This window comes from Arcicella sp. GW822-FHT02H01 (genome assembly GCF_058802005.1).
In genome coordinates, this window is the sequence record NZ_JBXANT010000001.1 from 3,487,372 (window position 1) to 3,513,886 (window position 26,515).

Genomic DNA, 26,515 nt, shown 5'->3' on the forward strand with positions numbered 1-26,515 from the left:
ATAAGCAAAAAACTATCAAACTCTACTCGCGGTTATCATTGGATATTGCCTTTAATTTTTGTTCATCTATACCTCATTTGCTAAATTATCAGACATTTAGCGGATATTTCACTATGGTTCTAGTAAATTTGTAGTCTTATAACAAAACAACTATTAAGAACTTTAAAAATAACGGTATAACCAATGTTAAATCTAGTCTTATTCGGCCCTCCGGGTGCAGGTAAAGGAACACAGTCAGCTAAATTAATTGAGAAGTATCAGTTAGTTCATATTTCTACAGGAGATATGTTTCGCATGCACATTTCTAATAATACTGAACTCGGGCAGCGCGTGAAACAAATCTTAGCTGATGGGCTTTTAGTACCTGATTCAGTGACGATTGATATGTTAGAAGAAGAAGTAAAAAACAATCCTAAAGCAAAAGGCTTTATCTTTGATGGATTTCCACGTACTGTCACTCAAGCAGAGGCATTAGATGCATATTTGACCAAAAACGGACAAAAAATCAATGGCGTAGTTCAGTTAGATGTGACTGAAGAGGAAATTAAAAATAGAATTGCTGAAAGACAAAAAGTGTCGGGTCGTGCAGACGACGATGCTGATAAATTGTTGAAGCGTATTGACGAGTACTTCTCGAAAACAGTCCACGTATTACCTTATTATGAAGCACAAGGCAAAGTATCTAAAGTAAACGGAATCGGAAATATCGAAGAAATTTTTACTAATATCTGTACTGCAATTGATGCAGTAAAATAATTTAAAATGGGGTAATTTGTAGTGATTTTGTAGTTCTGCGAATTACCCATTTTAAATCAATCAATAATAATTAAATATCATGGCATCCAACTTCATTGACTACGTAAAAATTAACGTCCGTTCGGGCCACGGAGGAAGCGGTTCAAGCCATTTCCGTCGTGAAAAACACGTACCTAAAGGTGGTCCAGATGGTGGTGATGGCGGCCGCGGAGGACACGTTGTATTGAGAGGGAACTCACAACACTGGACTTTGCTTCACTTGAAATACCAAAAACATATTTTTGCTAAAGACGGAAAAGGTGGCGAAGGCGGACGTCGTTCTGGGCTTCAAGGAGAAGACGCAATCATTGACGTTCCATTGGGAACAATCGTAAAAGACCCTGAAACAGGAGAGGTATTAGCGGAAGTTACCAAAAATGGCGAAGAAGTAATTTTGTTAAAAGGCGGAAGAGGCGGTTTAGGCAATACCAATTTCAAATCATCAACCAATCAAGCACCACATTATGCACAGCCTGGCGAAATAGGCGAAGATATGTGGGTGGTATTAGAACTTAAAGTATTAGCAGACGTTGGTTTGGTGGGCTTCCCGAATGCAGGGAAATCTACGTTGCTTTCTGTAATGTCTGCGGCTACTCCTGAAATTGCTGATTATCCTTTTACAACCCTCGTTCCAAACTTAGGGGTGGTGGCTTATCGTAATTTCAAATCATTTATTATGGCTGATATTCCTGGAATCATTGAGGGAGCAGCAGAAGGAAAAGGTTTAGGAACCAGATTTTTAAGACATATAGAACGAAATTCTATTTTGTTGTTTATGGTACCAGCTTCGGTAGAAAATATCGAAGAAGAGTACCTGATACTATTGAATGAATTAAAAAAATACAATCCTGCTTTATTGGATAAAGAAAGAATTTTGGCTATTTCTAAAATGGATTTAGTACCAGATGAAGAAGACAAAGCTCGTATTTTAAAGCAGATTCCTGACAATATACCTTACGTCCTGATTTCTTCAGTGATGCAACAAGGTCTGACAGAATTGAAAGATTTATTATGGACAACGTTACAGAATGCTCAACCTGAGGTCATTGAAAGCGAAAGTCCAGAAGAGTCTACAGAAATTGATTTTGAGTAAATTACCTTTATCATCTACATTTAGCTGTAAGGCTAAATGTAGATGACATTACCTGTTTCATCTTCATTCATTACCGCAATCGATGGTAATTATATCAACATGATAATTATGAAAAAAAGCTGTTCATATCTTTTGATGATTTGGTTGGTCTTATCATTTATGATATCGTCTGCTCAAACACCTACGATTACGGCAACGGGTGTTTATACCTGTACTGGTTTAGGTACTTCTCAACTTACGCTTCCTAGCGGCTATGCCGTTTATGAATGGTATAATGCAAGTAATGTTTTGGTAGCTTCTACAAGAACTTACACAGCAACTACGGGAACTTATACCGCCAAAGTAAAGCAAACTGCGGTTGGGTCTTATATTTCAGTAAGTGCTTTTACGGTAACACAGATTGTCCCGACGGCACCTACTCTTACTCCTCCAAGCGATGTGCTAACGGCCATTTGTGGGGTAAGTAGTAGAAATATTGTAGCGAGTGGAGCTACCAATTATGATTGGAAAAGAGATGGTGTCTCTACAACAGTTACCACAGCAACTTTGCCAGTAACAGGTAGTTCTGTGACTGTCCCTGGCACTTATGCATATACTGTATCTACTACGAATAGTGTTACAGGTTGTACTGCAACAAGTACGGCTGTGAACTTAAAAGTATCTCCCAAACCTACAACGCCAGTAATTACGCCACTTACGCCCAATCTAATTTGTGGAACAGACTCAAAAACATTAACGGCTACAACAGGAGGCGCTAGTTATACTTGGAAAAGAGATGCTACAATTCTTGGTGCTACGATAAACACTTTAACTGTTACTGGAACGGATGTACCAACAGGTACCTATAATTATAAAGTAGTACTTCAAAATGCAGTAGGCTGTGTTTCTGATACCTCTGCCTCAGTGAGCTTAAAGGTATCTCCAAAGCCAACAACACCAGTAATTACCTCAGTTACTACTGATTTAATTTGTGGAACAGATTCAAAAACATTAACCGCTACTAGTGGCGGAACAAGTTATTTATGGAAAAGAAATAATACGATCCTTAGCTCAACAATTAATACACAAGTCGTTACTGGAACAGATGTTTCAGTAGCTGGTACTTACAATTATAAAGTAGTACTTACCAATGCTGTAGGCTGTTCTTCTGATACTTCGTTGGCAGTTGCCCTAAAAGTCTCTCCGAAGCCTAGCAGACCTGTAATTTCTGTTCCTGATACCAACGCGATTTGTGGCGTAAGTACTAAAATTCTGACAGCAACGGCTGGCGGAGCTACTTATACTTGGAAAAGAGGTACTACTATTTTATCCCCAGTCACCAATACTTTAACGGTTACAGGAACAGATGTATCAGTAGCGGGTAGTTATAGCTACAAAGTTGTTCTTCAAAATTCAGTTGGTTGTGTATCAGATACTTCTTTAGCTGTAGCGGTAAAGGTTTCTCCCAAACCTACAAAGCCGATTATTGAAGCAGTTGTTGATACCAATGCCATTTGTGGCGTAGGAAATAAAACACTGACAGCAACGAGCGGAGGTGCATCTTATGTATGGAAAAGAGATATTACAGAATTGTCAAGTTCAAAAATAAATACGTTGTTAGTAACAGGAAACGATGTAACTACAGCAGGAAAATATAGTTATACAGTAACCTTAATTAATTCAATAGGCTGTCTTTCAGATGTTTCGACGGCTGTTGTGTTAAAAGTTTCTCCAAAACCAGTTAAGCCTATCATTGTACCCGATACTAGTATAACGCTAGTCTGTGGAACGGATTCTCGTACATTAAAAGCAACCAGTGGCGGTTCTTCTTATACCTGGATTGTTGGAAGCAATACCTTGACAGGTTCTACAAGCAGTGCTATTACAGTAAGAGGATTAGATAGCTCACTTGTCAATAGTGGTAGTAATCATACCTATACTGTGGCATATACAAACTCAGTTGGTTGTCAGTCTGATTTTTCAAATGGTTATACCTTACAATTGTTTAAGACAATTCCTTCTAAACCAACTATTACTGCTGGTGGAGTAACGACTTTCTGTGATGGAGGAAACGTGACATTGACCTCATCGTATGTGACCAATGCCAATGTTTGGAGTTCTACTACTGCTAAAGATACCATTACTTCAAAAGCAGTAGGATTAATCGTTACAAAAACAGGGATTTATACCGTAAAAGCTAAAGATGCAAATGGATGTGTATCGCTTGCCTCAGATGCCAAATTGGTTACTGTTAATCCAAATCCAACAGCACCTACTATACTAGAGGGAACAGCAGTAAGTATTTGTGAGCTTGAAAGTAAAACTTTAACAGCTAATGATAAAGGCACTGGTGTATATACGTGGAATACTGGTAGCAAAACAAAGAGTATCACCGTTAGTACGGCAGGAAGTTATAGTCTTACCTTTACCGATGCTAACACTTGTACTTCTAAGTCATCTATCGCTATAGTGCTTACGGTAAATCCGTTGCCAGCTAAACCTACCATTTCAATTATTCGCCCTGCGGAGTTTTGTGATGGTGATTCTACTGTGTTGCGGTCATCAACGGCTTCAGGATATATTTGGAGTACTAACCAAAATGCTGCGCAAATTATTGTGAAGGAATCAAAGACCATTTCAGTCATTGCTGTTTCTGACAAAGGTTGTAAATCAAAAGATGCTTCCGACCCTGTTGCAGTGATTGCCAACCCTTTACCTGCCACACCAACTGTTGTAGCAAATGGACCATTGATTTTCTGTCCAGATTCTACCGTTACGCTTTCGTCTTCGGTAGTAGGTAATGAATATACGTGGACGAATATAGGAAGTAGCATTGTTTTTGGTAAAACTCAGTCTGTAATAGTTGGAGAAGCAGGAGAATATGCTGTGCAAGCGATTAGTGTGAAGAAATGTATTTCTAAGATTTCAAAAAGTGTAAAAATCACTGTGCGTGAAGCACCACAGCCAGCGAGTATCTTAGCTTCGCCTATTGCTACTTTCTGTAAAGGAGGAACAGCTACATTAAGAGCATTAATAGCGAATGGTAATGTGGATAGATATAGTTGGAGAGATGAAGATACTAAAAGAGAAATTGCTACGACGGGAGCTATCACAACTGATACTTCGGGAAGATATGCTGTAAAAGTAAGAGATACCTTTGGATGCTTTTCGGCATATTCAAAAGTATTGAAAGTTACCGTAAATCCATTGCCTGCTAAACCAACATTGAGAATAGTACGACCAAAGATTTTCTGTGATGGCGACAGCACTTTGTTAGAAGCAAGTTTACCAACTACTACTACCAATGGCTTGAAAAATGTATATCAATGGACAGTCGATGGATTATTACAAAATGGCATCAGTGGTAGAACCTTTACATGGAAAAAAGCTAATGGAATAGGAGTAGCCGTAATCGATACAAATGGATGTAAGTCTGTAGCAAGTTCGGATACCATCAAAACAACGGTTAATCCATTACCAGCTGCACCATCTATCACTTTGAGAGGAGCCAATCCTTTTTGTGCAGATAAAAGCGTTTCTTTAACGGCAATAGGAGTACAGGCAAGTAGTTATAAATGGAGTATTTCGAATAGTACGGCTAGCACTATTACAGTAAATTATGCGGGCAATGTAACAGTACAGGCAGTGAGTGCTTTTTCATGTTATTCACAATCATCACAACCCATTACTTTAAGTGTATATCCACTACCAGCGACACCACAAATTAGTGCTACAGGTAATCTTACTTTTTGTGATGGTGGCAGTACTGTGTTGGCTACTTCAAATACCAATAAAGCATACTGGTATAGAAGTACAAATGATTCGCTAGGAAATGGTAGCAACAATACTATCTCAGTAAATAAATCAGGAAGTTATTTTGCAAGGGTAGAAGATAAAAACTTCTGTTTGTCGGCGCCATCAAATGCTATTACAGTAGATGTACGTTCGCTTCCTACTACGCCAGTGATTTCGCAATCTGGAGCTTTCTTCTTAATCGCTCAAAGTTCTGGAGACGAAAGTGGCTATATCTGGAAATATAACGGAGAAGAACAGAAAAGCTTTATTACAAACACCATCAAAGTGAAAAAGGATGGTGATTATCAAGTACAGGCAAGTACAGTATATAATCAAGTTGCTTTGCCAAGTGGTAAACTGCAATGTTATTCACAACCATCATTAGTATATAAATATACGCAGGATTTAACTTTTGAAGGAATGAACGTTTATCCAAACCCAAGTGCTACGGGTGATATTACGATTCAGGTTGTTGAAGATTTGATAGGTGCTGATGTATCAGTGTATACAATGGACGGAAGACTGATTGAGACATTTAAGGTTAATAAATTTGATACGCCAAGAACACTTAAACTGAGTGGTTCTATAGGAAATATTTATTTTATCAAACTTAAAACAGATAGTTTTGAAAGAATAAAGAAAGTAGTTATCACACAATAAAGTAGTTTTGAGTGAAGAGTTGTCCTTCAATAACATAGATTGATATATAAATGAAATAGCCTTTTAATTCTGACTTGAATTAAAAGGCTATTTCATTTATACTATAACTTATAACTAGACATCACAAATTAAAACACCTTGCTTTAATGAAGCGATTTTATCAGATTTTGCAGGAATGAACTCTTGCCCGATGAATCCTTTGTAACCAGTATCAAGAATAGCTTTCATAATGGCTGGATAATACAACTCTTGCGTATCATCAATTTCATTTCTACCTGGAACACCACCTGTATGGTAATGCGAAATATATTGATGATATTTTTTAATCGTTGCAATTACGTCCCCTTCCATGATTTGCATGTGATAAATATCATAAAGTAATTTGAATTTATCTGAACCAACCATTTCGCACAAAGCCGCCCCCCAATCTGTATGGTCACATTGATAATCCTTGTGGTTTACTTTTGAATTCAGCAATTCCATCGTGATGGTTACATCATGTTTTTCGGCTGTTTTCATGATTCTCTGTAAACCTTTCTTACAGTTGATTAGTCCATCTTCATCGCTTAATCCATTTCTGTTTCCAGAAAATGTAATTAAGTTTTTGACACCAGCTTTGGCTGCTTTCGGAATCAAATCTTCATATAAAGCCACTAGTGCATCATGATTCTTTACATTGTTGAAACAGCTAGTTAAGCCCATTCCATTTCCCCATTGGTTACCTTCTGGCCAACCGATGGCTGATGTTAAATTATATTTTTTTAAAATTTCCCATTCCGAAGGACCTGTCAACTCAAGGCTTTGCATACCAATATCTTTGGCAGCTTTACAAAGGTCTTCAAATGGAATAGAGCCATAACACCAACGACAAGCAGAGTGATTTACTCGACCTTTCAATGCGGCACCTATCTGTGTGTCTGCCGCTTCAATTCGATTACTGAGCGAAGAAGTTAGCATGGTTGCAGTTACCGCACCGACTCCCTGTAGAGCCGCTCGGCGTGAAAAAGTTTTTCCCATAGTTTTTTAAAAGTCCTGAATTAGAATTTAAAGAGTATATAAAAACAGATTATACTCAAATTCGCTGGAATTTAGGGGATTTTTTTGAAAAAACAATCCTGCAATCTATAGATTTACGAATGCCAAGTTTTCATCATGTGTAATGTATCATAAGCGGCCTTTTGATTGTACTCAAAAGCCAAGCTTTTGTAGTTAACTAAATCTACAATGGTACCGATAAAACATAAACCACCTGTGAAGAAATAGAGAATCCCCATCCCGATTTGGTCAGTTAAAAAACGTTGGATACCTGCAAATCCAAAGAAACCGATTACTGTTGTTATCAAAATAAGGGTAGTATCCCTGCGTTTGTTTTGATACATCATGATAAAGGTCTTTTGTTGGTCTTCAGACATATCTTTGATTAAACTTTGGATAAACATTGCTTCCTCAGCCTCAAGGTTCGAAAGCATCATCATTATGTTGGGTGTCATTGTCTTGTATGTTTAAGTTTAAATGTTGGTAAGTATATTTTAGTAAAGTGATAATTCTGGCAACAATCACGATTAGGGCAAAAATGCCAAGTGGGTGACTGTCAAATGATTGTTGGAAGTTTCCATGAAATAAAAAAGAAATAGCATGACCTAACCCACAACCTGGACAAAATGAAAATCCTAAGTTTTTTATCGGACAAAAACTAAAATGGTTTTCGTGTGGATTATCAAGAAACAACCAGATTAATCCACTAATCCAAAACAAGAGTTCGATATTTAATTTCCGTATCATTGTGAATCAAAGGTGATGGATATTTTCTGATATTAGCTATAATTCTACACAGAATGTCTTTTTTAGGGGTGGATAATGTGTTTTGTAGGATGGATTTAATTTTAGGGAGCAAATCGGAAAATTATGCAACATAATCAGAAACTAATATAAATACTTATCATGTTGAAAATACGTATATTTGTAACATACTTTTAGTATTCAGCTTTCTGTAGTCAGCTATCAGTTTTTCTTTTGTAATAAGATTTAGTATTAGATACAAAGATATTTTATTTAACATTTTAGCCGAAAGCTGATAGCCGACGACTGAAAGCTTTATTCTTAAAGCACATCATGAAAAAAGTACTCATACGCATATTTTGCCTTTTGATGGCCTTCCAAGTGCTTTTCGCAAGCGTTGGATTTGCTATGTATGAGCATCTTTGTAAAATAAGTGGCAAAAGCAATTATATGCTTTCGCAACCTAAGCGTAGTTGTTGTGCTAAAAAAGCCAAGATGACAGCGCATTCATCAAAGCTTAGTATCAAAAGAGCTAAATGTTGTTCAGATTCAGTTACTCATTATAAAATCAATCCGAATGCATCACAAGGAATCAGTATTGACTATAAAATTCCTTCTTTAGCATGGATAATTGAAACACCCATTTTCTATACTTTTACTTGGGTAGCTCAATCTGTTTCTTTCAAAATTCCTCATTACTATAATACGGCTCCGCCTTTATTTGGACGGCTCCGTCTTATCTTTATTCAGTCCTTTCTTATTTGATTTTTGTTAGAATATCAAACGCTATCTTTTGGGGTATTGCGTTATCTAAGTGTGTTGATAACCCAAAAACCTCGGTCGTTTAAATATTTTAATATGAAAAATCATGAATTCTATTATAGTTTCAAAAATATTCTCTAGGTTCATTGTGCTGATATTCAGCAATGTAGTGTTGTTTTCGCCATTGTTTGCACAGAGTGGCGAAACAGTTCGAGGCATTGTCCAAGAGAAAAAAACTGATGGCAAAACAGAAGCCATCATCGGTGCTACCCTCCGTTGGCAGAATGCCCAAAGAGGAACCACCACCAACGAAAAAGGAGAGTTCTCTATCAGTAAAGAATCTCAAAACCATCAATTAATTGTTAGTTCTGTCGGTTATAAAACCGATACACTGATGGTACATTCATTAGACTTTTTAGAGATTAATCTTGTCCCTATAAATGCGAATTTATCTGAAGTTGTCGTAAAAGCGGAGGCTAGTGCTATGGATAGAATGAACCCTATTCATACCGAAATTATTACTTCAAAAGCACTTGCCAAGGCAGCTTGCTGTAATCTCTCAGAAAGCTTTGAAACCAATGCGTCGGTGTCTGTCAGTTATGCTGATGCGGTAACGGGTGCAAAGCAAATTCAATTATTAGGGTTATCAGGAAATTATATCCAAACCAATGTTGAAAATATTCCAGCTATTCGTGGCTTGAACAGTACTTTCGGACTCAACTATATTCCCGGCACTTGGATTTCTTCTATTGATGTAGGCAAAGGAGCAGGCTCCGTAATAAGTGGTTATGAGTCTATGACGGGAGCATTGAATGTAGAATTAGCTAAACCAGATGTTGCCGAAAAATTGTATTTGAACACCTACTTGAATAGTCAGGGTAGAGGAGAAATCAATCTTACATTAGCCAATAAGCTCAACGAAAAATGGTCTGTTGCTTTACTTACGCATGGGAGTACTTTGCAAACTAAATTAGATAAAAACAAAGATGGTTTTTTAGATTTACCACTTTATACCCAGTATAATGCCATTAATCGTTGGAAGTACCAAAGTGATAAAATGATGGCTTCGTTTGGCATAAAAGCATTGTATGAAGACCGTTTGGGTGGACAAGTAAAATTTAATCCAGATACAGACCGCAATACACCAAATGCTTATGGTTTTGGAAGCACCACAAAGCGGTATGAATTTTTTAGTAAAACCGCCAAGCTATATCAAACTAAGCCTTATCAGGGCTTAGGGCTTATTATCAATGGTTTGTACCATGACAACCAGTCGTATTTCGGGTTTAAAAAATATACGGGCACTCAAAAGAGCTTATATGCCAATTTAATTTATCAGAATATACTAGGCAATACCAATCACCAATACAAAACAGGAATAAGTTATCTGTTGGATGATTACAATGAAAAGTACTTAGATTCTACCTTTAAAAGAACAGAATCTGTTCCGGGTGTTTTTGTAGAATATACAGAAACCATTCCTGAAAAATTAACGCTTGTAGTAGGAGGAAGGGTAGATTTTCATAATTTGTATGGTACAAGGTTTACGCCTCGTGTACATGCTAAGTATGATATTACATCTGACATTCACTTACGCCTTAGTGCAGGGAAAGGTTGGAGAATGCCTAATGCCATTGCCGAAAATTTTGGGATGTTAGTAAATTCCAGACAATTGGTTGTACCTGAAATCATTAGACCAGAAGAATCTTGGAATTTTGGCGCGAGCCTAAGTAATGATTTTTATCTTTTTGGAAAGAAAGGAACCCTCATTTTAGATGCCTACCGAACGAACTTCCAGAACCAATTAATCGTAGATATGGAAAATGCTGATTTAGTCCGTTTTTATAATTTAAAAGGTCGTTCATTCTCGAACAGTTTTCAGGCAGAAGTCAATTATGCGCCTAGTAAACGAATAGAAACTAAATTAGCTTATCGCTTATTTGATGTTAAAAACGACGTGCTGACTCCAGCGGGGGAGCTTACTTTATTACCAAAACAGTTTGTTAACCGCGAGCGGGTGTTATTCAACATCGCTTATGCCTTGCCTTATAATAAGTGGAAGATTGACTTTACTTGGCAATGGAATGGCAGACGTAGGATTCCTGATACTGCTGAAGGACATGTACACTCTGTGACGTCGCCATCGGTATTTGCTCCTGCTTTTTCAAATATTAACGCACAAGTGACGAAGGCCTTCTTGAAATGGGAAATGTATGTGGGAGGCGAAAATCTCAATAACTTTACACAGAGCAATCCTATTATTGCAGCGAACGACCCTTTCGGAAAGAATTTTGATGCTTCAATGGTATGGGGACCCGTTATTGGACGAATGGTGTATGTAGGGATGCGTTATAAAATTAAATAAAAGCGATGAAGTTATATATCAAAAATATGGTTTGTGATCGCTGTAAGATGGCCGTAAACCAAATCCTTACACAACTGAATATTGCAGTACAGCAGATTGAACTTGGCGAAGTTATCATTCAACAAGATTTAGACGAACAAATGCAGACTATTTTGGCTCAAAAATTGAATGATGTAGGCTTTGAATTATTGGATGATAAACGAAAGAAAACTGTTGAAAAGATAAAGAATGTAGTGATTGAGATGATTTATCAAACAGACGACAGTGTTGACAAAATAACACCATCTTTTCTGATTGCTGAACGTGTGGGACGAGATTATAAGTACCTGAGTACCCTATTTTCGGAAATTGAAGGAAAAACGATTGAACAATATTTAATTTTTCAGAAGATAGAAAGAGTGAAGGAATTGCTAGTATATGATGAATTAACACTAAGTCAAATAGCTGATCAACTGCATTACAGTAGTGTTCAACATTTATCGAATCAGTTTAAAAAAGTAACGGGTCTGACTCCTAGTCGTTTTAAGGAGTCACAATATCACACAAGAAAAGCCTTGGATGAGATATAATTTAGAAGTTGAATTAGACTTTAAAATGCCATAAAAACAACTATATTTTAACAAAATAATCAATCAATAAAACAAACAACAACATGAAAAAGAACATCTTAGCATTAATCCTTTTATTAGTTTCAGTGCTTACATTTGCGGAAACACCTAAGACAGAAACAGTAAAAATCAAAACCTCTGCCGTTTGCGAAATGTGCAAAGAGCGTATTGAGAAAAAATTAGCTTTTACAAAAGGCGTTTCAGAATCTAATCTGGATATTGAAAGTAAAGAAAAAGTTGTGACTGTAACATACAATCCAAAGAAGACATCGGTAGAAAAAATCAAAAAAGCTATCGCAGATGTAGGATATTCTGCTGACGAAGTAACCGCCAATGCTAAAGGCTATGAAAAATTACCATCTTGCTGTAAGAAAGGTGAGATGTAGTTTTTTAGCTTTGAGTGATAAGCAATGAGCTTTGAGCATAAAAAGGGGCTGTCGATTCAAAATCAACAACCCCTTTTTGCTCAAAGCTCATCGCTCAAGGCTTAAAGCTATTACGCCAACATTCCTAATAAAGATGAAAGCTTATCTTTTAAATCTTTTCTATCTACGATAAAATCAAGGAATCCATGTTCTAATACGAATTCTGCACTTTGGAACCCTTTTGGTAAATCTTTACCGATGGTTTCACGAATAACTCTTGGACCAGCAAAACCAATCAAAGCTCCTGGTTCAGAGATATTAAAATCTCCGAGCATGGCATAAGATGCCGTTACCCCTCCAGTTGTTGGGTCAGTCAATAAAGAAATATAAGGAATTCCTGCTTCAGCTAATAAAGCTAACTTTGCAGATGTTTTTGCCATTTGCATTAACGAGAACCCTGCTTCCATCATCCTTGCACCCCCTGAACGAGAAATCATTAAGAATGGAATTTTATGTGCAAGAGCATAGTCGATACCACGAGCAATTTTTTCACCTACTACAGAACCCATCGACCCACCAATAAATGAAAAGTCCATCGCAGAAACGACCATCTCGATGCCATTTACTTTGCCATGGGCAGTTCTAACAGCATCTTTTAAACCCGTTTTCTTTTCAGTAGCTTTAATACGATCAGGATAACGTTTTGTATCTACAAATTCCAAAGGGTCGCCAGAAGAAAGCATGGCATCCAATTCTGTATATCTTGTTTGATCGAAAAGAATCTCAAAATATTCTTGAGAGCCAATCTTTTCATGATAATTGCAGTTTGAACAAGTATAAGCGAACAACTTATGTTCACGAGTGTGCATTGCTTTTTTGCAAGATGGGCATTGATACCAAAGCCCGTCTGGAGCTTCACGTTTTGATTCGGTAGGGGTTAAAATACCCTTATCTTTTCTGGTAAACCAAGACATATTTTATGATTGCTAGATTCGAATGTTAATGATTGAAAGCCTTTTGTTCCAATATATAATTATGGTTAATGCATTTGTTGGAAATGCAAAATCTTGGCAAAGATAAGGTATTGCGTTTCGACTTATAACATTTTTGTAAAAAATTGTTATGTAACAAAACAAAAACGGGCCTTTTTGAATACACAAAAAGGCCCGTTTGAATTATTTTAAAAAAATTATTTAGCTAAAACTATTTTTTTATTAATCATTCCATGCTCTGTTTGAAGTTTCAAAAGATAATAACCATTTGAAAGATTCGCTAGGTTGATGGTATGGTTAAACTCATTTCCTGAGTTGCTATGTTGTTCGTTAAAGACAGATACTCCAAAGATATTTACAACATTGATGGTTACACTCTTTGTCGCTTTAGCAAAGCTCGCCTTTAGTTTATACTCACCAGTAGGCGAAGGGTTTGGAGAAATAGTTACTTCAATTGTACTGCTTGGCTCATTGCCTAATACTGTTGGCGTTACTATCACAGGTTTGCCCGATGGCCCTTGTATATTCAAGTTATCGACTGTCCAGCCCCATCCATAAGCCAGAGGGTCAGCTAGCAATCTGAAACGAACTAATACATTATCACCCGCTTTGAAATCCCCAGAAGTTAGCATATCTATTTCTCTTTTTCTAAAAAGACTAGGAGTGCCGACTACCTTTGAATTTTGATCTTTATCTATATTTAAAGAAGTCCAAGCTTTTTTCCAGTCGGGGTCATCATTTGAATCCCAACCTGATTGAAACCACTGCCATGTTTTACCATTGTCTTTAGACCCTTCCACTACTACATAATCAAAGAAATCTCTATCAGGAAAAACAGCACCATCTGCACCAGGCTCTACCAATACTATTTCATCAAAGTAGATTTTTGCAGTATCACTCCTTAATACGATAGGTCTTAATAATTGAGCAATGGTATTTGTAAATAAATTCCCATCTACTTCAAAAATCTCTTCTGACCCATTTTTATAAGGGTGGTCAGAGTTTAAAGCAATGCTTGTAAAATTAGTTGGTTTCGAGAAAGTAAACCCTTTGAGGTAAAAATCATCAGGAGCCGCTGGCGAAGTATCAAAATTATTGACGTAAGTATTTACGGCAGCAAATAATTTCAATACCTTAAATTCATAAAAACCAGCTTCTGGCGAGAATCGAGTATTCTTAGCCTTTGCTTTATCTTTGATTACAATGCGATATTTTACTACATCATTTCCTTTAAATTGAGCCGATGTAAATTTAAAACTGCCATTAAAAGTAATGGTTTTGTCGCTAGTAGTATAGGTCAACATGATAGGCGCTTGCTTTACATCATTGATATAATATTCTACATAAGCACTATCAATACCTATGTTATCATAGGCTTGTCCTTCTGGAAGTTTTATTTCTGTTTCAGTGTTATAAATTGAAAAAATATTATTGGTATAAGAGATAACAGGCTTTACAGTATCTGCCCCAATGGTAAATTGATAATAATTTGTAAAACCTTTAGGGCTCAACGGTGCTTCTGCTGGCGTAGCTAATTTTCTGCCTGCTAGGTCTTCACCTTGCCAGTAATAACTAATTTTGCGTCTTTCTGTCGATTTTGGTAATGTGTATGAATATTGATTACCTGACTTTGTGAGTGGTACTTCTTTGGCATCTGCAATACTATTGGTGGTAGTAATATACAATTTCACAGAACCATCTTTTATGGCAGTATCACCCAATACTTTTGCCGTAAAAATGTAGTCTTTACTAGTATCTTCATTATCCGTAAGAGGGTCATGTGTAATTGAACTACTAACCCAACCCAAATCTGCAAAGAAGTTTAAGACAATCGGGCCAATACTACGAGTCATTTCACCCGCCGCCATCGAAGGAGTCATTAAAGCATTTGGGTCACCAACTCTATAGGTAGCTTGATCAACGTGATAAATACTTGAACCAGCACTATACGTTGTCGGAGCATATAATTTAGCTTGTTTGTTGGCATTTGCTTTCGTAGCAGATGGACTATTCAAAAATAATTTTCCACCCGTTACTTCCTTACGAAGAGCCTCAGAAAAATTTGGTATAGCTGTGGAGTCAATCAAAGAAACGCCTGTACTATTTACAATGAAATTATCAAAAATACCAGCCGAACCCACAAAACTGCCACTACCCCAACCAGCGATGGTATCACTTGCGCCAAAAGTTCCAATAAAACCAAGTCCATGACCATATTCATGTAATACTACTGAATACAAATCATATTGTAATCTTGTCGGAGTTGATTCCCCTGTGTACCAGTCAGTACGGTCAGAGTTAAAAGTAGCAACAATATCTGCTTGATCTTCACCATTTAAATCCTTTCTTGCCATTTTCTCAGCAAGTGCTATCGGATACCAAGTGCCTGCTTTAGCGGCTCCAGGAAAGTTTCGATAATAAGTTGAAGCCCCTGCTGACCCTAATACGCCAGATGCTAGACTTCTCCAACGAACCAATATTTTAATAGGCACATCTGAATTTAAAGCATTAGCCCATGTAGCAGCAGCCCTTTCAAAAACACTTTTTACATCAGCAGGCAGATTTGACCCTTGCTCATAGAAAACCTGAAAATTAGCTGATTGGCTAGATGCACTTCGGGTACTAGCAGCAAGCTTTTTATCTGCTTCTAGTTTAGCTTTCATCATCTCTGTATATCCCATTGGCAAAACACGCTCTTTTGCCTGTTCAGGTGTTGGTGCATAATCAACAATCTGATTACCAGGAATAGATTCCATTTTGATTTTTTGCGAGAAAGCAGCAAAGCTTCCCAGCGTTATGAAAGTAGCAAGTAATAATTTTCTCATATTAAAATAAATTTTAGGAGACTTATTAAATAGAATTTGAAGTGTTTGCTACACAAGATAATAACTATTTTTGATAGAAATTAATAAAGGTTTTAGAAACATAGTTAATCAATGAGCAGGCATATCTTAAACGAATAAAAAGGCTTTCTTTTTATATCAAGAAAGCCTTTTAAGAAAATATTTTTATACTTGTTAATAACCAGGATTCTGAGTTACGTTCGCATTTGTACGAATTTCGTTGGTTGGAATTGGTAATTGGAATCTAGTATCACCCGCAGGTAACGTTCTGAATCCATAGGTTGTTCCTGTTCCATCATATCTGTCTCCCCAATTTGAACGATTAATGGCTAATCCCTTACGTTTGATATCGAAGAAACGATGACCTTCAAATGCTAATTCAAGGCGTCTTTGTAAATCAATTTCAGTTTTCAAGGCATTACCTCCTTCTTGGTTGTCTGCTGCTACAAACCCTACATAACGGTTTGCTCTCAAAGTATTCAAATCTTTTAAAGCATCAGCATCTTTGTTTAATTGTGCCAAAGCTTCTGCACGATTTAATAATACTTCCGCAACCCTGATTACCTTAGGGTCAACCACGTTAGCATTACCAGTAGCACGACCAAAATACTTGATAATGTTGTTATATCTAAAACCGCCAAATGAACTTGAACCAATGTAAGCACTTTTACGAACGTCAGTATCTTTAAATAATCTAAAGAAGTCGTAATCAACCACATATTCAGAACGTACGCCCGAAGAAGAACTTTGGCTATATTCTACTCCTGGTGAAACGGCATCTTTATCAACAATTTGTAGTTTTAACAATACGCCATCATTACTTGCATCTTTCCAAATGCTTGAGAAATTAGCAATTGAACCAGGGCTAGCGCTTAGTGCCAATGATTGAGTAGCCGCATCAGCTGCTTTTTGCCACTGACCTTCATATAAATACAAACGTGAAAGCAACGCATAAACGGCTGATTTGTTGAAACGATAAATGCCATTGGCGCTACCAATTAAACTTGCTGCTTCAACTAAATCTGCTTCTATTTTTTGATAGTTAGATTTAACTGTTTCACGAGACGGTTTAGCGGTTGGGTCGGTGCTTACTACATAAGGAATCCCCAAATCAGCATCACTTGCTTGTGTATAAGCTTTTCCGTATAATTTAACCATATCAAAATGAGCCAATGCTCTTACTGCCAACGCTTCACCTTTGAAGTTGTTTTTGGCTGTGCCATCTGCTAATTTATTGATGTTTACCAAAATACCATTTGCTCTACGAATAGATGAATAAGCTTGTGTCCATAAATCCCAAGCGATGTCGCCATTATAACGCCATTCTTGGAAAAAACGGTTTGACAAACGACCTGTGCGACACATAATAGCATTGTCGGACATGATATCAGGAAGACTAATAGATGAACCTGCATAATATAAAGTTCCTGATAAGCCTGATAGACCATTTACGCTACGCGCATACATTCCTCTTGCTGCGTTACCAAAATCAGTCTCGGTTTCAAATGCTTGTGTATCAGTTACAGAGTTGTATGGACTTAATTCAAGTTCTTTATCGCTGCAACTTGTTACTCCAATCAGAGTAAAAATGCTAAGAGTTAAAATATATTTTTTCATATTTCTTTGAAGTCTGTATTATGGATGAATTTAGAAGGTTAAATCAATACCAAATGTTAATTGACGTGCCACAGGGTAGCTATAGCCACGGAATAAACCTTGAACTTGTCCGCCTGTACTTTCTGCTTGACCAAACCCAATTTCAGGGTCTCCTTTGGCTTCAAAAGCATAATACCACCAGTTTTGTGCCTGCGCATAAATTCTAACAGATTGTATTTTTGCTTTTTTAGTAATACTTGAAGGAATAGTATAACCTAAAGTAACATTTCTTAAACGAATAAAATCACCCTTTTGTAAATAACGGTCAGTAGTATAACTAATTCCAGTTGGCGTAGGTAGTACATTTGTATCACCTGCTTTTTTCCAATAATTCAAAGCATCTGCTGCTTGGTTATTATAAATGTATTCACCATCCGACGTTAAATCAGCCCACATTGAGTTGAAAATATAATTACCGCCTGAATAATACAAATCAGCACTTAATGAAACGCCTTTATAGTTTACTTCTGTACGGAAGTTTCCAAAACGAGTAGCTAAACGAGATTTTCCTTCTAATACTACGGCATCACTAGGGCTATAGTTTTCTACAATTTCTCCATTGATATTATAGAATTGTTGTGCGCCAGTTTGTGAATTTACACCAGCGTAACGAGTCATGAAATATACATCGATAGGTTGTCCGATTCTCAATTGAGAAAGCCCTCCGTCACGATTCAACCCATCTTCTGTCAAAGCTGTCACTTTGTTTTTATTGATTGAATAATTAACGTTTACATCCCATTTCAAATCTTTTGATTCAATAATTTTATAACCCACGGTAAATTCTACACCCCTGTTTTGTACAGCACCAACGTTTTCAGTTCTTACTTGGAAACCTGTCGTAGCAGATAATGGACGGTTATAAAGTAAGGCAGAGTTGTCTTTGTTATACCAATCGATTGTACCATACAGACGATTATTAATGATAGAAAAATCAAGACCAATATCAGTAGCTTTTAATTTTTCCCATGTTAAGTCTGCGTTGTCTACTTGTGAAGGGAAGGTAGCAGACGTTAAGCCATAACTACTATAGCGATATAGTCCTAGTGGAGTATAGTTTCCTATTCGGTCATTACCTGTTAGACCATAACTAGCTCTTAATTTTAACGAATTGATGAACGTCAAATCTTGTATAAAAGATTCTTTATCTAAATGCCATCCTACGCTTGCTGCACCAAACAAACCATATCGATTATTTTTTCCGAAACGAGAAGAACCATCACGACGGATAGACAAATCAAGAAAATATTTTTGATTGAAATCGTAATTTACACGTCCGAACAAAGAATACAAAGCCCAATCTAATTTAGCAGTTGTTGCCGCTGTAGGCGTTGAGGCATTATCTTGAGTATTTACTTTATCAGATGGAAACCCTTTTGAAGATAATGAGAAACTTTTGATTCTGTCTCTCGTAAATTCAATACCGCCCAATACTTTAAAATTATGGGTATTATCAATAGATTTGCTATAGGTAGCAGTATTGGTAAATACATAATTGAAGTTTTGAAAACCATTATCAGTCTTTGAACCTGGTGCAGAAGGGTCACCAACATATTGATCTAGAATAGACCCTGGTTTGATATAGTATTCTCTGTCATAATTGGTATAAGTAAGACCAATTTGTGAGCGTACTTCTAAATCTTTTACAGGAGATAATGCCAAGAAAAAAGTACCTAAGCCATTTGCCGTATTTTGTTTTTCAGTATTATTTACGATAGCTTCAGAAATACTAAATCCATTCACTGTCAAGTTGTAAGTACCGTCATCATTAAATTCTGGCTCGTAGGCATTATAGGCATAAATAGCATAAAATGGATTTTGAACGTTATAACGATCTCTTTGTTCATTGGTTATTATCGAAGTAAATTGCAGATTTGCACCAGTTTTTAACCATTTAGAAGCGCGATACTCTAAATTAATTCTACCCGTATTCAAATCTGAGTTAGATGCATTTGATAAACCGCCAATCTTTGATGTTTGTAGACCAATGTTATAAGAGAAAGCTTCGTTTGCACCACTAATGCCCAAACGATGTGTTCTTAATTGTCCTTTTTGCAATAATGTTTTAAACCAATCGGTTTTTCCAGCAGCAAGTCTGGTTACTTCTGCTTGGTACTCAGCATCAGTCATATTCGTAATATCATCTGAAAAATAACCGTTAGTATAGCCCAAATCTTTTTCATAACGAAGCTTTTCTTCAAAAGTCATCATTTTGAAATTATCAGGTGTTTTTTCAGAATAACCTGCTTGGAAAGAATAAGTAAGTTTTGGTAATCCTTTTTTGCCTTGTTTGGTAGTTACCAAAATTACGCCATTGGCTCCTCTTGAACCATAAATAGCCGCAGAGGAAGCATCTTTTAATACCTGAATATCTTCAATTTCATTAGGGTTGATAGTATTCAAGATGTTGATACCGCCTTGAGCTTCACTATTGGCTACTGGTGCACCATCAATAACGATTAATGGTTGAGAACCTGCGGCTAAAGAGCCTTCTCCACGAATACGCATGAAAGTTTGACCCGAAGGGCGACCATTTACGGCAACTATTTGTAGACCTGCTGCTTTACCTTGTAAAAGGTTATCGAAAGAGCTTCCTCCTGCTTTGCCTTCTAAAGCTTTTCCAGATATGGTAGATTGCGACCCTGTTAAATTTTGCTTTTTAGTAGTTCCATAACCTACTACAACTACTTCTTCAATATCAGTAATATCTTGTACCAGCGCTATATTGACAATTGTTTTTGTTCCAACCGATACATCTTGTTTAATAAATCCTACAAAGCTAAAAGATAGTGTTGCATTATTGGGAACACTAATTTTATACGAACCATCTGAACCAGTAGTTGTTCCTCTGGCTGTACCTTTAACCGACACACTTACACCTGGGAGTACTGCTCCATCTTCTGACGAAGTCACTTTCCCCGAGATAATTCTGTCCTGAGCCGCTATTTTTAGCGTTAAAGTCAGCATCAGTACAAAAATCATTAGTAGTTTTCTGTTCATGTTGTTGATTTTGTTTTTAAAGTTTCGAATGTTTAGTTAGAAAAAAAATGAATCTGGTAGGTTTGACTTTACTTTAAAACGTATACTTATAAATTATCAGTATATAAACGAATATTGATAATTTATTATTTTAAAATTAACATATATTACTGATGTTTTGTTGTGTTTTTTCTGTGAAAACATGGTTTTTATTTTGTTATCACTAAAAAACTCCGTTTAATAAATAAGTATTCGCTAAAACAATAGAAGAGTATTCAATACTAAAGATAATTTTTATTTTATATACTAGTATAGGTAAATATAACTATTTTTGAAATAGAAGTATTGCTCTAGCATAATCGTGCCAAGTAGAAATGCTATAGATAATTACTGTATGGCATTTGACGGTAACATATATACTAGCTTTAATAGTGACATTATTTTAGATATATATGATGTTTTGCTATTAATAGCCACCCTTATCGATGTTTCATCAATTGGGTTACAGTTCAAACAATTTAGCCACCTTAAAGTTTATATACTGAAAACATACTTAGATAAGCCTATTTTTTGGTAGGTTGTTGTCTTTTACTGTTCTCACTAAATCGAGATATTTAATCCTAGAGGTTCTTAGAAATAACTATGTTTTATTAAAACCCTATTTTTTATTGGCTAATTCCTAAAAATTACCGTTCAATAAATCGCAATAGACTAAAGCTATAGAACAGTACTCAAAACAATAAATAATTTTTATATTTGTTGGTCGAAAAATCTCAGACTTTAACTTAACAAATAATATTATGATCGCTAGCTTAGACGCACTTACCCAAGAAAAAATTAACTTGTGGCTTTCAGGAAACTATGATGCAGATACAAAAGCCATCATCCAGCAATTTTTAGATGAAGGAAAAGAGACAGAGTTAACAGATTCTTTTTATAAAGATCTTGAGTTTGGAACGGGTGGAATGCGTGGTGAAATGGGTGTTGGTTCAAACCGTATGAACAAATATACTGTTGGTTCAGCTACACAAGGATTTGCTAATTACCTAAAAGCGAATTTCACAGGAGAAAACATTAGTGTGGCTATCGCTCATGATTCAAGAAATAATGCTTCATTTTTTGCTAAAGTAGCTGCGGATATTTTTTCGGCCAATGGCATTAAAGTGTATTTATTTAAGGAATTACGTCCAACGCCTGAATTATCTTTTGCAGTAAGACACTTAGGATGTAATGCAGGGCTAGTAATTACGGCTTCGCACAACCCTCGTGAATACAATGGTTACAAAGCTTATTGGAATGATGGTTCGCAGGTAGTAGCGCCGCACGATAAGAACATTGTTGCTGAAGTAAACAAAATCCAATCAGTAGATGAAATCAACTTTACTGGTAATCCAGACTTAATTACATTAATCGGGGAAGAAATCGATGCTGAATATTTAAAAACTATTCAAGCCAATTCAATCAACCCTGATGTAATTACGCGTCAGAAAGACTTGAAAATTGTTTATTCATCTATCCACGGAACAGGTATTACCCTTGTCCCAAAAGCCTTAAAATTATTAGGCTTTGAAGATGTAAACGTAGTAGAAGCACAAGCTGAACCTAACGGAGATTTCCCAACGGTAATTTATCCAAATCCAGAAGAAACAGAAGCAATGACTTTAGCCATGAACTTGGCCAAAGAAATTGATGCTGATTTAGTAATCGCTACAGACCCTGATGCTGATAGAGTAGGGGCGGCGGTAAAAAATCCAGCAGGAGAATGGGTACTGTTGAATGGAAACCAAATGGCAAGCTTGATTATCTATTACTTATTAGATGCTTGGAAAAAAGCTGGGAAGTTAACGGGTAAAGAATTTATTGCTAAAACCATCGTTACGACCAACATCATTGATAAAATGTGCGAAACACAGGGTGTTAAATGTTATAATACTTTAACAGGCTTTAAATTTATTGCTGCTGTCATTCGTGAGTTGGAAGGTAAAGAGAAGTTTATTGGTGGAGGCGAAGAATCTTATGGCTATTTAATTGGTGATGCTGTGCGTGATAAAGATGCCATTGCTTCATGTGCCATGATTGCTGAATTAACAGCTTATGCTAAAGATAATGGCAAGTCGTTATTTGATTTCTTGACGAGTATGTATATGGAAAATAATTTCTATTACGAGGGCTTGATTTCATTAACGAAGAAAGGTAAAGCTGGAGCAGAAGAAATTCAGAAAATGATGGCTGATTTACGTAGTAACGTACCAGCTACAGTAGCAGGTTCTGAACCAGTGACGGTAATTGACTATACTAATCTTACATCAACTGATTTGAAATCTGGAGCGGTAACAAATATTCCAACTGGATTAGGTATGGAAGCTTCAAACGTAATTCAATTGGTTTTGGCAGATGGTACAAAAGTATCTGCTCGTCCTTCAGGAACTGAGCCTAAAATCAAGTTTTATGTTTCTGTAAATGAGCCTTTAGAAAAAGCGGAGGATTTTGAAACAGTATTGGCTAAATTGAAATTGAAAGTTTCAGCTATTCAAGAAGATTTAGGCTTGAAGTAATCAATACATCTTTTAAACAAAAATGGCGAGAAAGATTTCTCGCCATTTTTGTTTTATGCTTCTACCGCTCTCTTAAACTCTGAGGTAAAGTGGAATTGAATATCTGGATTATTCTGAATATTCATCCTTAAAATCCATTCAGATTCTGCTAAGAAAACAAAGTTCCCATCTTTATCTTGGGCAATGTTTTGTGCTTTTAAACGAACAAATTCTGCTAGTTTCTTTTCGTCGTCTGAGGTTACCCAACAAGCTTTGGCAATATCACGGTGGTCAAAACGACATTTTGCGCCGTATTCGTGTTCTAAACGATATTGAATTACTTCATATTGAAGTTCTCCAACCGTACCTACAATTTTTCTGTTTCCTAAATGTGCTTGTACAAATAATTGGGCTACTCCTTCGTCGGTTAATTGTTGAATACCTTTTTCCAATTGTTTCGATTTCATTGGGTCAAGGTTCATCAATTCTTTGAATATCTCAGGCGAGAAACTTGGAATACCTTGGTATTGTAATGCTTCTCCTTCTGATAGCGTATCGCCAATCTTAAAGTTTCCTGTATCATACAAACCAATTACATCCCCTGGGAAGCCTTCGTCAATTACCTCCTTTTCTTGTGCCATAAAGTTGTATGGGTTGTTGAAACGAAGGTTTTTGTCTAAACGAACGTGTTTATAAAATTTATTACGCTCGAATGTTCCCGAACAAACTCTCAAGAAGGCAATTCTATCACGGTGTTTTGGGTCAAGGTTGGCGTGAATTTTAAAGATAAAACCAGTGAATTTTTTCTCTTCTGGCTCTACTATTCTTACATCTGTTTTTCTGGCTTGTGTACTCGGTGCTATTTCTGTAAAAGTATCCAGCAATTCTTGCACACCAAAATTGTTAACAGCTGAACCAAAGAATACAGGGGCTACTTCTCCAGACAGATAAACACTTCTGTCAAAATCGCCATAAACTCCCTCAATCAATTCAATATCTTCACGCAATTGATTGGCATCTTTTTCACCTACTTTTTTATCTAATTCTTCCGACCAGATGTCTACAGCAACTACTTCTTTTTCAATCTTAGTTTTGTTAGCATTGAAGATATTCAATGATTTATCATAAATGCTATAAACACCTTTAAAATTTGAACCAATGTTGATAGGCCAAGTAAGCGGACGAACTTTAATATTCAGTTTTTGCTCTAATTCATCTAATAAATCAAAAGGGTTTTGCCCTTCTCTATCCATCTTATTGATAAAAACAATTACAGGTGTATTTCTCATCCTGCAAACTTCCATCAATCTTTCTGTTTGCTCTTCAACACCTTTTACACAGTCAATCACCAAAATCACTGAGTCAACAGCTGTTAAGGTTCTATAAGTATCTTCAGCAAAATCTTTGTGGCCAGGTGTATCTAGAATATTGATTTTAAGGTTGTTGTATTCAAACGTCATTACTGACGTAGCAACCGAAATACCTCTCTGGCGCTCAATCTCCATGAAATCGGAAGTTGCTCCTTTTTTAATTTTATTTGATTTTACTGCACCAGCCGTTTGGATAGCTCCACCAAATAAAAGCAATTTTTCTGTGAGCGTAGTTTTCCCTGCATCGGGGTGAGAGATAATACCGAAAGTACGGCGTTTATGTATTTCTTCTTGTATGGTTGCCATTGTCAATCTATAAATAAGTGACTGAGCGATAATAACCCAGTCCTAAAAAACTAATCAAGTCGCAAAATTACTCATAAAAAAATAAACCTCACAGAATTTTGTTTTCTGTGAGGTCTTAAAGTCAAACTAAAAGAATAATATTATTCTACCTCGTTGAGGTTACTTTTGCTTTTGCTATAAATAAAATAAACTACTAGTCCAATTCCCATCCAAACAAATGCAAACAATTGAGCTTTGCTATCTAATAAAGACATCAATGCCACATTGGTAATAATCCCAAGCGGAGCAACTAACATCAATAAAGGAGTTTTGAAAGGACGGTCACGATTAGGTTCACGTTGACGTAAAATTAATACCGCTAAACAAACCATTGCAAAGGCAAAAAGCGTTCCGAAGCTAGTCATATCACTCAATACACCAATAGGAGTAAATGAGGCTACCAAAGAAACTACAAGACCTACCAACAATGTGCTTTTCCAAGGAGTTTGGAAAGTTGGGTGAATTTTACTGAAAAAGTCTGGTAATAAACCATCTTTAGCCATCCCTAAGAAAACGCGCGTTTGTCCAAGCATCATCACCAACATTACTGAAACCAAACCTACAGTTGCAGCAGTAGTAATGATAAATACTGCCCAAGGCTGTCCTACTTGGTCAAAAGCATAAGCTACTGGAGCTTTTAATGCATCACCAGTAATATCTTTATAGTTTAGCATACCCGTAAGTACTAATGATACTAAAATATACAATAACGTACAGATAGCTAAAGAAGCAATAATGGCAAAAGGAATATCTTTTTTAGGATTAATCGCTTCACCTGCTGAAGTAGAAACAACATCGAAACCAATGTAAGCAAAGAAAATAGCAGCGGCACCGCTTAAAATACCTTTGATACCATAAGCTTCTTGCATCTTACCATCTGCGTGTTTTACCATTTCAGGCTCAGGAATAAATGGATGCCAGTTATCAACATTCACAAAGAATACACCTACAATAATAACAAATAAGATAGCTGATAATTTAAGGATTACAATTAAGTTATTTGTATTGGCAGCTTCTTTAACGCCTTTTACTAGAATCCAAGTAACTAGCCATGTAATCAAGAAAGCAGGCAAGTTAAAAGAAAATGCTGCGGGTTCTGATATATTATTATCAATGGCATACTGAGCACCAGAAAAAGGGTCATTGGTTAAGTAATAGGGCATCGTAATGCCGAAGAGATGCAGTAGCTTATTAAAGTACCCGGACCAGCTTACGGCGACGGTCATTGCTCCCATGGCATATTCGAGAATTAGCCCCCAGCCAATAATCCATGCAAAAATTTCGCCCATTGTACCGTATGCATACGCATAGGCAGAACCTTCTACAGGTAACATTGAAGCAAATTCAGAATAACATAATGCAGCAAAAACACAACCAATACCGGCAACAACAAATGATAATGCCAAAGCAGGCCCAGCATGATAATGCGCAGCAGTACCTGTTAATACGAAGATACCTCCACCAATGATACCTCCGATACCGATTGCAGTGAGGCTCCATTTGCCAAGCACTTTATTTAATTTATTGTTTTTAATATCAGCTTCATAAGCTGACATTGGTTTTTTACGCCAAATACTGTTGCTCATAGGGTTTTA

17 protein-coding genes are annotated in these 26,515 nt (G+C 36.5%); 8 read left to right on the forward strand and 9 right to left on the reverse strand.

Going from position 1 to position 26,515, the window contains the following annotated elements; all coding sequences use genetic code 11:
* The first annotated feature begins 183 nt into the window (after window positions 1-183).
* The 3 genes from AC1RNE_RS14595 (at window position 184) to AC1RNE_RS14605 (ending at window position 6,322) form a co-directional block, all read left to right on the forward strand.
* Window positions 184-756, forward strand: coding sequence for an adenylate kinase (locus tag AC1RNE_RS14595; RefSeq protein WP_492801773.1), 573 nt, complete (start codon window positions 184-186; stop codon window positions 754-756).
* A gap of 76 nt (window positions 757-832) precedes the next feature.
* Window positions 833-1,888, forward strand: coding sequence for a GTPase ObgE (gene obgE / locus AC1RNE_RS14600; protein ID WP_323246703.1), 1,056 nt, complete (start codon window positions 833-835; stop codon window positions 1,886-1,888).
* A 108-nt stretch (window positions 1,889-1,996) separates the two neighbouring features.
* A complete protein-coding gene (locus AC1RNE_RS14605) occupies window positions 1,997-6,322 on the forward strand; it encodes a T9SS type A sorting domain-containing protein (protein WP_492801775.1) in 4,326 nt (1,441 codons plus the stop codon).
* A 114-nt stretch (window positions 6,323-6,436) separates the two neighbouring features.
* Here AC1RNE_RS14605 and AC1RNE_RS14610 read toward each other — a convergent pair whose 3' ends face one another.
* The 3 genes from AC1RNE_RS14610 to AC1RNE_RS14620 all read right to left on the reverse strand — a co-directional run bounded on the left by AC1RNE_RS14610 (window position 6,437) and on the right by AC1RNE_RS14620 (window position 8,104).
* Entirely contained in the window at window positions 6,437-7,339 is a 903-nt protein-coding gene (locus tag AC1RNE_RS14610) for a hydroxypyruvate isomerase family protein (protein WP_492801777.1), read from the reverse strand.
* A gap of 113 nt (window positions 7,340-7,452) precedes the next feature.
* Window positions 7,453-7,812 carry a TM2 domain-containing protein gene (locus AC1RNE_RS14615; RefSeq protein ID WP_309913091.1) on the reverse strand — a complete coding sequence of 120 codons (360 nt, stop codon included), beginning with the start codon at window positions 7,810-7,812 and terminating at the stop codon, window positions 7,453-7,455.
* Window positions 7,775-8,104 carry a DUF2752 domain-containing protein gene (locus AC1RNE_RS14620; RefSeq protein WP_492801779.1) on the reverse strand — a complete coding sequence of 110 codons (330 nt, stop codon included), beginning with the start codon at window positions 8,102-8,104 and terminating at the stop codon, window positions 7,775-7,777. Before AC1RNE_RS14620 ends, AC1RNE_RS14615 begins: the two co-directional genes overlap by 38 nt.
* A 330-nt stretch (window positions 8,105-8,434) precedes the next feature.
* On the opposite strand from AC1RNE_RS14620, the gene AC1RNE_RS14625 reads away from it, so the two are divergent.
* The 4 genes from AC1RNE_RS14625 (at window position 8,435) to AC1RNE_RS14640 (ending at window position 12,222) form a co-directional block, all read left to right on the forward strand.
* On the forward strand, window positions 8,435-8,866 hold the full coding sequence (locus AC1RNE_RS14625) for an HYC_CC_PP family protein (protein WP_492801781.1): 432 nt from the start codon (window positions 8,435-8,437) through the stop codon (window positions 8,864-8,866).
* 103 nt (window positions 8,867-8,969) lie between these two features.
* Entirely contained in the window at window positions 8,970-11,228 is a 2,259-nt protein-coding gene (locus tag AC1RNE_RS14630) for a TonB-dependent receptor (protein ID WP_492801782.1), read from the forward strand.
* Between the two features lie 5 nt (window positions 11,229-11,233).
* On the forward strand, window positions 11,234-11,797 hold the full coding sequence (locus AC1RNE_RS14635; RefSeq protein ID WP_492801784.1) for a helix-turn-helix domain-containing protein: 564 nt from the start codon (window positions 11,234-11,236) through the stop codon (window positions 11,795-11,797).
* 83 nt (window positions 11,798-11,880) lie between these two features.
* Window positions 11,881-12,222 carry a heavy-metal-associated domain-containing protein gene (locus AC1RNE_RS14640; protein WP_492801785.1) on the forward strand — a complete coding sequence of 114 codons (342 nt, stop codon included), beginning with the start codon at window positions 11,881-11,883 and terminating at the stop codon, window positions 12,220-12,222.
* A 110-nt stretch (window positions 12,223-12,332) separates the two neighbouring features.
* On the opposite strand, the gene accD is transcribed toward AC1RNE_RS14640, so the two are convergent.
* The 4 genes from accD to AC1RNE_RS14660 form a co-directional block, all read right to left on the reverse strand.
* Window positions 12,333-13,175 carry an acetyl-CoA carboxylase, carboxyltransferase subunit beta gene (gene accD / locus AC1RNE_RS14645; RefSeq protein ID WP_492801787.1) on the reverse strand — a complete coding sequence of 281 codons (843 nt, stop codon included), beginning with the start codon at window positions 13,173-13,175 and terminating at the stop codon, window positions 12,333-12,335.
* Window positions 13,176-13,390: 215 nt separating this feature from the next.
* Complete coding sequence (locus tag AC1RNE_RS14650; protein ID WP_492801789.1) at window positions 13,391-16,018, reverse strand: T9SS type A sorting domain-containing protein; 2,628 nt, start codon at window positions 16,016-16,018, stop codon at window positions 13,391-13,393.
* A gap of 192 nt (window positions 16,019-16,210) precedes the next feature.
* Complete coding sequence (locus AC1RNE_RS14655) at window positions 16,211-17,653, reverse strand: RagB/SusD family nutrient uptake outer membrane protein (protein ID WP_492801790.1); 1,443 nt, start codon at window positions 17,651-17,653, stop codon at window positions 16,211-16,213.
* Window positions 17,654-17,683: 30 nt separating this feature from the next.
* On the reverse strand, window positions 17,684-20,692 hold the full coding sequence (locus AC1RNE_RS14660) for a SusC/RagA family TonB-linked outer membrane protein (RefSeq protein WP_492801791.1): 3,009 nt from the start codon (window positions 20,690-20,692) through the stop codon (window positions 17,684-17,686).
* 779 nt (window positions 20,693-21,471) lie between these two features.
* Between AC1RNE_RS14660 and AC1RNE_RS14665 the strand changes: the two genes are divergently transcribed.
* Window positions 21,472-23,226: a phospho-sugar mutase gene (locus tag AC1RNE_RS14665; protein ID WP_492801792.1), complete on the forward strand. Its 1,755-nt coding sequence runs from the start codon at window positions 21,472-21,474 to the stop codon at window positions 23,224-23,226.
* A 53-nt stretch (window positions 23,227-23,279) separates the two neighbouring features.
* Here the strand turns inward: AC1RNE_RS14665 and AC1RNE_RS14670 are convergent, their stop codons facing one another.
* A complete protein-coding gene (locus AC1RNE_RS14670; RefSeq protein ID WP_492801794.1) occupies window positions 23,280-24,881 on the reverse strand; it encodes a peptide chain release factor 3 in 1,602 nt (533 codons plus the stop codon).
* Window positions 24,882-25,021: 140 nt separating this feature from the next.
* Complete coding sequence (locus AC1RNE_RS14675) at window positions 25,022-26,506, reverse strand: APC family permease (protein ID WP_492801796.1); 1,485 nt, start codon at window positions 26,504-26,506, stop codon at window positions 25,022-25,024.
* Between the last annotated feature and the right edge of the window lie 9 nt (window positions 26,507-26,515).

What these genes read in the sequence shown, in the direction of transcription:
- AC1RNE_RS14595 (WP_492801773.1), top strand. Translation starts at nt 184, where the DNA reads ATGTTAAATCTAGTCTTATTCGGCCCTCCGGGTGCAGGTAAAGGAACA.
- AC1RNE_RS14605 (WP_492801775.1), top strand. Translation starts at nt 1,997, where the DNA reads ATGAAAAAAAGCTGTTCATATCTTTTGATGATTTGGTTGGTCTTATCA.
- AC1RNE_RS14610 (WP_492801777.1), bottom strand. Translation starts at nt 7,339, where the DNA reads ATGGGAAAAACTTTTTCACGCCGAGCGGCTCTACAGGGAGTCGGTGCG.
- AC1RNE_RS14615 (WP_309913091.1), bottom strand. Translation starts at nt 7,812, where the DNA reads ATGACACCCAACATAATGATGATGCTTTCGAACCTTGAGGCTGAGGAA.
- AC1RNE_RS14620 (WP_492801779.1), bottom strand. Translation starts at nt 8,104, where the DNA reads ATGATACGGAAATTAAATATCGAACTCTTGTTTTGGATTAGTGGATTA.
- AC1RNE_RS14625 (WP_492801781.1), top strand. Translation starts at nt 8,435, where the DNA reads ATGAAAAAAGTACTCATACGCATATTTTGCCTTTTGATGGCCTTCCAA.
- AC1RNE_RS14630 (WP_492801782.1), top strand. Translation starts at nt 8,970, where the DNA reads ATGAATTCTATTATAGTTTCAAAAATATTCTCTAGGTTCATTGTGCTG.
- AC1RNE_RS14635 (WP_492801784.1), top strand. Translation starts at nt 11,234, where the DNA reads ATGAAGTTATATATCAAAAATATGGTTTGTGATCGCTGTAAGATGGCC.
- AC1RNE_RS14640 (WP_492801785.1), top strand. Translation starts at nt 11,881, where the DNA reads ATGAAAAAGAACATCTTAGCATTAATCCTTTTATTAGTTTCAGTGCTT.
- accD (WP_492801787.1), bottom strand. Translation starts at nt 13,175, where the DNA reads ATGTCTTGGTTTACCAGAAAAGATAAGGGTATTTTAACCCCTACCGAA.
- AC1RNE_RS14650 (WP_492801789.1), bottom strand. Translation starts at nt 16,018, where the DNA reads ATGAGAAAATTATTACTTGCTACTTTCATAACGCTGGGAAGCTTTGCT.
- AC1RNE_RS14655 (WP_492801790.1), bottom strand. Translation starts at nt 17,653, where the DNA reads ATGAAAAAATATATTTTAACTCTTAGCATTTTTACTCTGATTGGAGTA.
- AC1RNE_RS14660 (WP_492801791.1), bottom strand. Translation starts at nt 20,692, where the DNA reads ATGAACAGAAAACTACTAATGATTTTTGTACTGATGCTGACTTTAACG.
- AC1RNE_RS14665 (WP_492801792.1), top strand. Translation starts at nt 21,472, where the DNA reads ATGATCGCTAGCTTAGACGCACTTACCCAAGAAAAAATTAACTTGTGG.
- AC1RNE_RS14670 (WP_492801794.1), bottom strand. Translation starts at nt 24,881, where the DNA reads ATGGCAACCATACAAGAAGAAATACATAAACGCCGTACTTTCGGTATT.
- AC1RNE_RS14675 (WP_492801796.1), bottom strand. Translation starts at nt 26,506, where the DNA reads ATGAGCAACAGTATTTGGCGTAAAAAACCAATGTCAGCTTATGAAGCT.